This window comes from Pseudomonas sp. (assembly GCF_017744435.1).
Classification (GTDB): domain Bacteria; phylum Pseudomonadota; class Gammaproteobacteria; order Pseudomonadales; family Pseudomonadaceae; genus Aquipseudomonas.
This window is the reverse complement of sequence record NZ_JAGIBG010000032.1, coordinates 52,941-62,873: the sequence shown is the minus strand read 5'-3', so window position 1 is coordinate 62,873 and position 9,933 is coordinate 52,941. Positions and strand designations below refer to the sequence as shown.

At 65.8% G+C, this 9,933-nt stretch carries 9 protein-coding genes; 6 read left to right on the top strand and 3 right to left on the bottom strand.

Annotation, left to right across the window (positions count from 1 at the left end; translation table 11 throughout):
• Nucleotides 1–189 precede the first annotated feature (189 nt).
• The 6 genes from J7573_RS19780 (at nt 190) to J7573_RS19755 (ending at nt 6,524) form a co-directional block, all read left to right on the top strand.
• The gene (locus J7573_RS19780) at nt 190–2,661 is read left to right on the top strand and encodes a heavy metal translocating P-type ATPase (RefSeq protein ID WP_294339233.1); all 2,472 of its coding nucleotides are present in this window, start codon (nt 190–192) and stop codon (nt 2,659–2,661) included.
• A complete protein-coding gene (ccoS, locus tag J7573_RS19775; RefSeq protein ID WP_294339231.1) occupies nt 2,643–2,858 on the top strand; it encodes a cbb3-type cytochrome oxidase assembly protein CcoS in 216 nt (71 codons plus the stop codon). Before J7573_RS19780 ends, ccoS begins: the two co-directional genes overlap by 19 nt.
• Nucleotides 2,851–3,534, top strand: coding sequence for a sulfite exporter TauE/SafE family protein (locus J7573_RS19770; RefSeq protein WP_294339230.1), 684 nt, complete (start codon nt 2,851–2,853; stop codon nt 3,532–3,534). The genes ccoS and J7573_RS19770 overlap by 8 nt, the downstream gene beginning before the upstream one ends.
• 83 nt (nt 3,535–3,617) lie before the next feature.
• On the top strand, nt 3,618–5,000 hold the full coding sequence (hemN, locus tag J7573_RS19765; protein WP_294339229.1) for an oxygen-independent coproporphyrinogen III oxidase: 1,383 nt from the start codon (nt 3,618–3,620) through the stop codon (nt 4,998–5,000).
• Between the two features lie 185 nt (nt 5,001–5,185).
• Complete coding sequence (gene fnrA / locus J7573_RS19760; RefSeq protein WP_060508220.1) at nt 5,186–5,920, top strand: Crp/Fnr family transcriptional regulator FnrA; 735 nt, start codon at nt 5,186–5,188, stop codon at nt 5,918–5,920.
• A gap of 55 nt (nt 5,921–5,975) precedes the next feature.
• Nucleotides 5,976–6,524 carry an adenine phosphoribosyltransferase gene (locus tag J7573_RS19755; protein ID WP_009683910.1) on the top strand — a complete coding sequence of 183 codons (549 nt, stop codon included), beginning with the start codon at nt 5,976–5,978 and terminating at the stop codon, nt 6,522–6,524.
• Nucleotides 6,525–6,660: 136 nt separating this feature from the next.
• Here the strand turns inward: J7573_RS19755 and recR are convergent, their stop codons facing one another.
• The 3 genes from recR to dnaX form a co-directional block, all read right to left on the bottom strand.
• On the bottom strand, nt 6,661–7,263 hold the full coding sequence (gene recR / locus J7573_RS19750) for a recombination mediator RecR (RefSeq protein ID WP_054884114.1): 603 nt from the start codon (nt 7,261–7,263) through the stop codon (nt 6,661–6,663).
• Between the two features lie 147 nt (nt 7,264–7,410).
• Entirely contained in the window at nt 7,411–7,746 is a 336-nt protein-coding gene (locus J7573_RS19745) for a YbaB/EbfC family nucleoid-associated protein (RefSeq protein ID WP_027921266.1), read from the bottom strand.
• A 64-nt stretch (nt 7,747–7,810) separates the two neighbouring features.
• Nucleotides 7,811–9,865, bottom strand: a complete 2,055-nt coding sequence (dnaX, locus tag J7573_RS19740) for a DNA polymerase III subunit gamma/tau (RefSeq protein WP_294339185.1) — start codon at nt 9,863–9,865, stop codon at nt 7,811–7,813.
• Nucleotides 9,866–9,933 lie beyond the last annotated feature (68 nt).

The following is a 9,933-nucleotide window of genomic DNA, read 5'->3' as shown; positions in this document are numbered from 1 at the left end:
GCAGTGGTAGCAGGGGGTGGGTTGGGTCATAAGGCGAACACGGCTGGTGGGGCAGATGATATACCCTGTGGGAGCGGGCTTGCCCGCGAATGCGCCAGACCTGAAAACATCATTGCCTGATCAACCGCATTCGCGGGCAAGCCCGCTCCCACAGGGTATATCATCTGCCCCACCAGCCGTGTTCGCCTTATGACCCAACCCACCCCCTGCTACCACTGCGCCCTGCCCGTCCCCGCCGGCAGCCGCTTCACCGCCGTGGTCCTCGGCGAGCCCCGGCAGTTCTGCTGCCCCGGCTGCCAGGCGGTGGCCGAGTCCATCGTCGCCGGTGGCCTGGAGCACTACTACCAGCACCGCAGCGACAGCAGCGCCAACCCCGAGGCACTGCCGAAACAACTGCAAGACGAACTGGCCCTGTACGACCGCAACGACGTGCAGCAGCGCTTCGTCCGCCATGCCGGCGACCTGGCCGAAACTACCCTGCTGGTCGAGGGCATCAGCTGCGCCGCCTGCGGCTGGCTGATCGAAAAGCACCTGCGCAACCTGCCCGGCGTCGCCGAAGCCCGCCTGAACCTGTCCAACCACCGCCTGCTGCTCAACTGGGACGACCAGCAGCTGCCGCTGTCCCGGCTGCTCGCCGAACTGCGCCAGATCGGCTACGCCGCCCACCCGTACCAGCCCGATCAGGCCGCCGAGCAGCTCGCCAGGGAGAACCGCAGCGCCCTGCGCCGCCTGGGCGTGGCCGGGCTGCTGTGGTTCCAAGCGATGATGGCGACCATGGCCACCTGGCCGGAATTCAACATCGACCTGTCGCCGGAGATGCACACCATCCTGCGCTGGGTCGCGCTGTTCCTGACCATTCCCATCGTGTTCTACAGCTGCGCACCGTTCTTCAAGGGCGCCGCACGTGACCTGCGCACCCGCCACCTGACCATGGACGTGTCGGTGTCGCTGGCCATCGGCCTGGCCTTTGGCGCCGGCATCTGGACGGCCGTGACCGGTAGCGGCGAGTTGTATTTCGATACCGTCGGCATGTTCGCCCTGTTCCTGCTCACGGGCCGCTACCTCGAGCGCCGCGCCCGCGAACGCACGGCCGCTGCCACCGCGCAGTTGGTCAACCTGCTACCGGCCTCATGCCTGCGCCTGGACAGTTATGGGCGGGCCGAACGCATCCTGCTCGGTGAACTGCAGCGGGGCGACACCGTGCAGGTGCTGCCTGGCGCGGTGATCCCGGCCGACGGGCGCATCGTCGAAGGGCGCTCCAGCGTCGACGAGTCGCTGCTGACCGGCGAGTACCTGCCGCAACCACGGCGGGTCGGCGAGCGCGTCACCGGCGGCACATTGAACGTCGAGAGCACACTGAACGTGGAAGTCGAAGCCCTCGGCCATGACTCGCGCCTGTCCGCCATTGTCCGCCTGCTTGAACGCGCGCAGACAGAGAAACCCCGGCTGGCGGAAATCGCCGACCGCGCCTCGCAGTTCTTCCTGCTGTTCTCACTGCTGGCCGCCGTGGCCATCGGCCTGTGGTGGTGGTACCTGGACCCGGCGCGGGCGTTCTGGATCGTCCTCGCCATGCTGGTGGCGACCTGCCCGTGCGCCCTGTCCCTGGCCACCCCGACCGCGCTCACCGCCGCCACCGGCACCCTGCACAAGCTTGGCCTGCTGGTGACCCGCGGCCATGTGCTTGAGGGCCTGAACCAGATCGACACGGTGATTTTCGACAAGACCGGCACCCTCACCGAAGGCCGCCTGACCCTGCGCAGCATCCGCCCACTGGCGGCGCTGCCGGCCGACCGCTGCCTGGCCCTCGCCGCCGCCCTCGAGAACCGCTCCGAGCACCCGATTGCACGCGCCTTTGGCCGCACCGCCGCCCCCGCCGACGACGTGCAGACCGTCCCGGGGCTCGGCCTTGAAGGCCGGGTCGACGGCCAGCCGCTGCGCATCGGCCAGGCCACGTTCGTCTGCGCCCTGAGTGGCGCCGAAATCCCCACCGTGCCGGAACCTCGCGGCCAGTGGCTGCTGCTGGGTGACCGCCAGGGCCCGCTGGCCTGGTTCGGCCTCGATGATCGCTTGCGCGAGGATGCCCCGGCGCTGCTGGCTGCCTGCCAGGCGCGCGGCTGGCGCACCTTGTTGCTGTCCGGCGACAGCTCGCCGATGGTCGCCGAGGTGGCCGCGCAACTGGGCATCGACCAGGCCATTGGCGGCCTGCGCCCGGACGACAAGCTGGACCGGCTCAAGGCACTGCAGGCGTCCGGTCGCAAGGTCCTGATGCTTGGCGACGGAGTCAACGACGTGCCCGTGCTGGCCGCCGCCGACATCAGCATCGCCATGGGCAGCGCCACCGACCTGGCCAAGACCAGTGCCGACGCGGTGCTGCTGTCCAACCGCCTGCAGGCCCTGGTGCAGGCCTTCGACCTGGCCCGCCGCACCCGCCGTAACATCCTCGAGAATCTGCTCTGGGCGACCCTGTATAATGGCCTCATGTTGCCGTTCGCCGCGCTTGGCTGGATCACCCCCGTATGGGCGGCCATCGGCATGTCGGTCAGCTCGCTGATCGTGGTGCTCAATGCCCTGCGCCTGACCCGCCTGCCGGTACCAGCAGGCTTGTCCGCGATGGACGCAGCGCACCACCCAAGGAGAACGCCATGCCCGCACTCTATGTGATGATCCCGGCCGCCCTGCTGCTGGTTGGCGTGGCCGTCTACATTTTCTTCTGGGCGGTGGACAGCGGCCAGTACGACGACCTTGAAAGCCCGGCCCACAGCATCCTGTTCGATGATCAGGATCCGCGCCATCAAGCGGCCGTCAAACCCGAAGAAAGCGCAACGCCAAACGACAAGGAAGCACCACCCCGTGCCTGACCTGCTGCCCCTGCTCGGCTCGGCACTGGTCCTCGGCCTGCTCGGCGGCGGACACTGCCTGGGCATGTGCGGCGGCCTGATGGGCGCACTGACCCTGGCCATCCCCCCCGAGCAACGCGGCCGACGCCTGCGCCTGCTGATGGCCTACAACCTGGGACGCATCCTCAGCTATGCCTGCGCCGGCCTGCTGCTGGGCCTGGCGGGCTGGGCGCTGGCCAGCAGCCCGGCGGCCATGGCCTTGCGCGTGGTGGCTGCGTTGCTGCTGATCGCCATGGGCCTGTACCTGGCCGGCTGGTGGAGCGGGCTGACCCGCATCGAAGCGCTGGGCCGAGGGTTGTGGCGGCATATCCAGCCGGCCGCCTCGCGGCTGATGCCAGTGTCCAGCGTGCCCCGTGCTCTGCTGCTGGGGGCACTGTGGGGCTGGCTGCCATGCGGCCTGGTGTACAGCACCTTGCTGTGGGCGGCCAGCCAGGGCAATGCGGGGTACAGCGCGGCGTTGATGCTGGCATTCGGGCTGGGCACCTGGCCGATATTGCTGGCCACCGGCCTGGCGGCGGAGCGGGTAAACGCCTTGCTGAGGCGGCGCAGCGTGCGCATGGCGGGCGGGCTGCTGGTGATCCTGTTTGGTATCTGGACCTTGCCCGGCCCGCACCAGCATTGGCTCATGGGCCACTGACGGGCGCTTGATACAAATCAACACAGTTTCCTACAGACGACCATAGACTCCGGACACTGCTGCATCATCCGGGGACCGCCCACATGCTCGCCGACCTACGTTGGGATGCCGACCTGATCCGCCGCTACGATCTCGCCGGCCCACGCTACACCTCCTACCCGACCGCGGTGCAACTGCACAGCGAGGTAGGCTCGTTCGACCTGCTCCACGCCCTGCGCGAGAGCCGCCGGGCCGTGCGCCCGCTGTCGCTGTACGTGCACGTGCCGTTCTGCGCCAACATCTGCTACTACTGCGCCTGCAACAAGGTCATCACCAAGGACCGCGGCCGCGCCGCGCCTTACCTGCAGCGCCTGGAGCAGGAGATCCAGCTGATCGCCTGCCACCTGGACCCTAAACAGCGCGTTGAGCAGCTGCATTTCGGCGGTGGCACGCCGACCTTCCTCAGCCATGTGGAACTGCGCCAGCTGATGGCCACCCTGCGCCGGCACTTCAACCTGCTGGATGACGATTCTGGCGACTACGGCATCGAGATCGACCCGCGCGAAGCCGACTGGTCGACCATGGGCCTGCTCCGCGAACTGGGCTTCAACCGCGTCAGCCTCGGTGTACAGGACCTCGACCCGGCCGTTCAACGTGCGGTCAACCGCCTGCAGAGCCTGGAACAGACACGCACCCTGATCGAAGCGGCCCGCACCCTGCAGTTCCGCTCGATCAACCTCGACCTGATCTACGGTTTGCCCAAACAGACCGTGGAAGGCTTTGCCCGCACTGTCGATGAAGTGATCCGCCTGCAACCCGACCGTCTCTCGGTGTTCAACTACGCCCACCTGCCCGAGCGCTTCATGCCGCAGCGGCGCATCGACAGCAACGACTTGCCGGCCCCGGCAGAAAAGCTCGAGATGCTGCACAACACCATCGAACAGCTGACCGCCGCGGGCTACCGCTACATCGGCATGGACCACTTCGCCCTGCCTGACGACGAACTGGCGATCGCCCAGGAAGAAGGCACCCTGCAGCGTAACTTCCAGGGCTACACCACCCACGGCCACTGCGACCTGATCGGCCTGGGGGTATCGGCGATCAGCCAGATCGGCGACCTGTACTGCCAGAACAGCAGCGACCTCACTACCTACCAGGACAGCCTGTCCAACGCCCAGCTGGCGACCCAGCGCGGGCTGGTCTGCAACCACGACGACCGCCTGCGGCGTGCCGTGATCCAGCAACTGATCTGCCATTTCGAACTGGACTTCGAGCCGATCGAAACGGCCTTCATCGTCGATTTTCGTGGCTATTTCAACGAACTCTGGCCCGAACTGCAGACCATGCAGCGCGATGGCCTGATCAGCCTGGACGACAAGGGCATCCGCATCCTCCCGGCCGGGCGCTTGCTGGCGCGCTCGGTGTGCATGGTGTTCGATGCCTACCTGGCGATGCAAAACCGCCAGCGCTTCTCGCGGGTCATCTGATTCCGGAGTCAATCCACCACATGGACAAGCTCCCTGGGCAGGCACACTATGGGCTGACAAGGACTCCCGGCATATGCCTGCCGGGGTTTCGCCAGTTCGCTTCAAAGTAGCGCAGACTGGCCTACACCCTCGGTCGTGAGTTACCCTTACGACTTATGTGTGCTTTCCCACAAGGATCGATTCAAATGTCCGAGCCAGTCAAACTGCGCGCTCACAACCAGGCCCACTGCAAGGACTGCAGCCTGGCACCCCTGTGCCTGCCTCTTTCGCTCAACCTGGAAGACATGGATGCACTGGATGAAATCGTCAAGCGCGGACGCCCGCTGAAGAAAGGCGAGTTCCTGTTCCGCCAGGGTGACAATTTCGGCTCGGTTTACGCCGTACGTTCCGGCGCCCTCAAGACCTTCAGCCTGAGCGACAGCGGCGAAGAACAGATCACCGGCTTCCACTTGCCCAGCGAGTTGGTCGGCCTGTCCGGCATGGACACCGAGGCCTACCCGGTGTCGGCCCAGGCCCAGGAAACCACCTCGGTCTGTGAAATCCCCTTCGAGCGCCTCGATGAGCTGTCCGTTCAACTGCCACAGCTGCGCCGCCAGCTTATGCGGGTGATGAGCCGCGAAATTCGTGACGACCAGCAGATGATGCTGCTGTTGTCGAAGAAGACCGCCGACGAACGCATCGCCACCTTCCTGGTCAACCTGTCCGCCCGCTTCCGTGCCCGCGGCTACTCGGCCAACCAGTTCCGCCTGAGCATGTCGCGCAACGAAATCGGCAACTACCTAGGTCTGGCAGTAGAAACCGTGTCGCGGGTATTCACTCGCTTCCAGCAGAACGGCCTGATCCGCGCCGAAGGCAAGGAAGTGCACATCCTCGACCCGATCCAGCTGTGCGCGCTGGCCGGCGGTGCAATCGAGGCCTGAGGCCGGCGTTTAGCGGGTATACTTGGGCATTCGTTTTCCCAGGATACCCGCAACAATGCACAGCGACGCCTTCGACCTCAAAGCCCTGATCCGCCCGGTAGTGGACTTCCCCAAGCCCGGCGTGATCTTCCGCGACATCACCCCGCTGTTCCAGTCGCCGCGCGGGCTGCGCTACGTGGCCGACCAGTTCATCGAGCGTTACGTCGAGGCTGAGTTCAGCCACATCGGCGCCATGGATGCGCGTGGCTTCCTGATCGGCTCGATCATCGCCCACCAGCTGAACAAGCCGCTGATCCTGTTCCGCAAGCAGGGCAAGCTGCCGGCTGACGTCTTGAGCGAGGGCTACCAGACCGAATACGGCGAAGCCTTCCTGGAAGTGCATGCCGACAGCCTGTGCGAAGGCGATTCGGTGCTGATCTTCGATGACCTGATTGCCACCGGTGGCACCCTGCTGGCTGCCGCCAACCTGGTGCGTCGCACCGGGGCGCAGGTATTCGAGGCGGCGGCGATCATCGACCTGCCAGAGCTGGATGGTTCGCGCCGGCTGCAGGCGGCCGGGGTACCGACCTTCTGCCTGACCGAGTTCTCCCTGAGCGAGTACTGAGTTTCTGATTTGGGGGCGCTTTGTGCCCCATTCGCGGGCACGCCCGCTCCCACAGGATTACCGCAGGCCTGAGGGCAACACTGTACCTGTGGGAGCGGGCGTGCCCGCGAATGGGCTGCGACGCAGCCCCGCGAAATTACAGCGAAATCGGCTTGCGCCCGGCAAAGGCATGGGCCAGCGTGCCACCGTCAACCAGCTCCAGCTCTCCGCCCAGCGGCACACCATGGGCAATCCGCGACGCCACCAGCCCCTTCTCATTCAGCAACTGGGCGATGTAATGTGCCGTCGCCTCACCCTCCACGGTCGGGTTGGTCGCCAGAATCACCTCGGTAAAGCTGCCCTGCTCCTCGATCCGCGCCATCAGCTGCGGTACACCAATCGCCTCAGGCCCCAGGCCATCGAGCGGCGACAAATGCCCCTTGAGCACGAAGTAACGCCCGCGATAGCCGGTCTGCTCCACCGCATACACATCCATCGGCCCTTCCACCACGCACAGCTGCGTATCGTCACGGCGCGGGTCGCTGCACTGCGGGCACAGCTCCTGCTCGGTCAGGGTCCGACATTGGCGGCAATGCCCTACCCCTTCCATGGCCTGGCTCAACGCCTGGGCCAGGCGCAGGCCGCCACTGCGGTCACGCTCGAGCAGCTGCAGGGCCATGCGCTGGGCGGTTTTCTGGCCGACGCCCGGGAGGGTGCGCAAGGCGTCGATCAGTTGGCGGATCAGAGGGCTGAAGCTCATGGGAAAGGCCTGATAAATCAATGAGAGGCGGTTTATACCCAGCGCAGGCATGGGCGTCAAATCAGTAGACCCTGTGAGCGGGCCATTTGCACAGGCAAGAAAAAGCCGCCGCGGTTACCCAGCGGCGGCTCTGTGCAACACGATGCCTTAGAACGGCATCTTGAAGCCCGGCGGCAATTGCATGCCAGCGGTCATGTTGCCCATCTTGTCCTGGCTGTTCTGCTCGATCTTGCGCACGGCGTCATTCAGCGCAGCGGCGATCAGGTCTTCCAGCACTTCCTTGTCGTCTTCATCGGTCGACATCAGGCTCTGGTCGATGCTGACACGCTTGACGTCGTGACGACCGGTCATCACCACGCTCACCAGGCCGCCACCAGACTGGCCGGTGACTTCGGCGTTGGCCAGCTCTTCCTGCATCTTCTGCATCTTTTCCTGCATCTGCTGGGCCTGCTTCATCAGGCCGGCCATGCCACCTTTCATCATTGGGGTATACCTCGATTAGGTCATGTGATGCGGCCCGGCGAGGGGCCGGCCGCATGGTTATCGATTACTGGCCCTGGCTGACCAGGGCTTCTACAGGCTCAATAGTATCCTGTCGCACCGTGGCACCGAACTGCTTGATCATCTGCTGGATCAACGGATCCTGCTCGATCGACAGCACGGCGTCCTGCTGGCGCTCGGCACGCTTGCGCGACGCCGCCTGGGCCGGGGTTTCCTGCTCGGGGCGAATCAGCTCGATCCGCAGGTTCAGGGTGCGCCCCAGGTGCTGGTTGAGCGCCTCGTTCAGCCGGCGTTGCTGGGTGGTGTTGAACAGCGCGCCCTGGCCTGGGTCCAGGTGCAGCAGCCAGTCGTCGCCGTCGGCGGCCATCAGCGTACAGTTTGCAGCGATGTTGCCTGTCATGCCGGACACAGGCAACTGTGGGAATAATTCCAGCCATTGCAGGGCCAGGCCGGTCGCTGGCTGAGCCGCTGGCAGGGGCTCGGGGGCGACGGCAGGCGCCTCCTCCTGAACGTGCTCGGCCAACTCGTCGAGATAGCTGAAGCCTACCGGGTCGCTTTCGCCACCGTAGTAGTCCTCATCCATGGGTGGCTCGTCGTCGCGATCCATGCCAGCCGAAGCGTAGGCGGACGGATCGAAGGGTGGCTCGTCATAGACGGGCTGGGCGTTCTGCGAGGCAGCAACCGGAGCTGGAGCTGGAGCTGGAGCCGGGGCCGGAGCAGGTACGGGCTCGGGCGCGGGTTCGGGCGCTGCGGCAGGCTCCTCCCAGGGCAGGTCGATGACCTCCTCCACCACCACCGGCTCAGGCGCGGCGACTTCGGGCTCCGGCTCCGGTTCTGGCTCAGGAGCCTGCACCACAACCGGTGCGACCTCGGCCTGCGCCACTGGCGCAGGCTGCGACGGCTCAACAGCAGGCGCCTCGACAGCAACGGCTGGCGCTGCCACCGGGGTTGCCGGATCAGCTGTGGCCTGGCTGATCCCCACTGGCTTTAGCACCGGTTTCGGCGCATCGTCGGTATCCGCCGGGCGGAATGCCAGCATGCGCAGCAGGACCATTTCGAAACCGCCCCGCGGGTCCGGCGCCAACGGCAGGTCGCGGCGCCCGATCAGGCCCATCTGGTAGTAGAACTGCACATCCTCGGCCGGCAACGCCGAAGCCAGCGCCAGCACCCGGTCGCGATCACCCTGGCCGTTGTCGACCGCCTCGGGCAGCGCCTGGGCAATGGCCACGCGGTGCAGCACATTGAGCATTTCGGCCAGCACGCCGCTCCAGTCCGGCCCCTGCTCGGCCAGGTTGCGCACGGCTTCGAGCAGCGCCCGCGCATCGCCTTCGAGCAGCGCCTGCAACACACCATAGACTTGGCCATGATCGAGGCTGCCGAGCATGGCGCGCACATCGGCGGCCAGCACCTTGCCCTCGCCGAAGGCGATGGCCTGGTCGGTCAGGCTCATGGCGTCGCGCATCGAACCGTCGGCCGCGCGGCCGAGCAGCCACAGGGCATCCGGCTCGAACGGCACGTTCTCGGCCTGCAGCACGTGGCTCAGGTGCTCGACCACCCGCTCCGGGCTCATGTTCTTCAGCGAGAACTGCAGGCAGCGCGACAGGATGGTGGCCGGCAGCTTCTGCGGGTCGGTGGTGGCAAGGATGAACTTGACGTAGGGCGGCGGCTCTTCCAGCGTCTTGAGCAAGGCGTTGAACGAGTGGGTGGAGAGCATGTGCACTTCGTCGATCAGGTAGACCTTGAAGCGCCCACGGCTGGGTGCGTACTGCACGTTATCGAGCAGTTCGCGGGTGTCTTCGACCTTTGTGCGGCTCGCGGCGTCGATCTCGATCAGGTCGACGAAGCGCCCCTCGTCGATCTCCCGGCACACCGAGCAGGTGCCACAGGGCGTGGACGTGATGCCGGTCTCGCAGTTGAGGCATTTGGCGATGATTCGCGCAATGGTAGTCTTGCCCACACCCCGGGTACCTGTGAACAGGTAGGCGTGGTGCAGGCGCTGGTTGTCCAAGGCATTGATCAAGGCCTTGAGCACATGGGTCTGGCCGACCATTTCGCGGAACGAGCGCGGACGCCATTTACGTGCAAGAACCTGATAACTCATCGAAAAACCATCGCAGCCTGATCGAGCGGAAGATCGCTAATGCTAGCGGAGCGGGGGCAAAATTGCAC

Excerpts from the sequence above, each read along its gene's own strand:
- recR (WP_054884114.1), bottom strand. The coding sequence starts at position 7,263 with ATGAGCTTCAGCCCTCTGATCCGCCAACTGATCGACGCCTTGCGCACC.
- hemN (WP_294339229.1), top strand. The coding sequence starts at position 3,618 with ATGCTCGCCGACCTACGTTGGGATGCCGACCTGATCCGCCGCTACGAT.
- J7573_RS19745 (WP_027921266.1), bottom strand. The coding sequence starts at position 7,746 with ATGATGAAAGGTGGCATGGCCGGCCTGATGAAGCAGGCCCAGCAGATG.
- J7573_RS19780 (WP_294339233.1), top strand. The coding sequence starts at position 190 with ATGACCCAACCCACCCCCTGCTACCACTGCGCCCTGCCCGTCCCCGCC.
- fnrA (WP_060508220.1), top strand. The coding sequence starts at position 5,186 with ATGTCCGAGCCAGTCAAACTGCGCGCTCACAACCAGGCCCACTGCAAG.
- dnaX (WP_294339185.1), bottom strand. The coding sequence starts at position 9,865 with ATGAGTTATCAGGTTCTTGCACGTAAATGGCGTCCGCGCTCGTTCCGC.
- ccoS (WP_294339231.1), top strand. The coding sequence starts at position 2,643 with ATGCCCGCACTCTATGTGATGATCCCGGCCGCCCTGCTGCTGGTTGGC.
- J7573_RS19755 (WP_009683910.1), top strand. The coding sequence starts at position 5,976 with ATGCACAGCGACGCCTTCGACCTCAAAGCCCTGATCCGCCCGGTAGTG.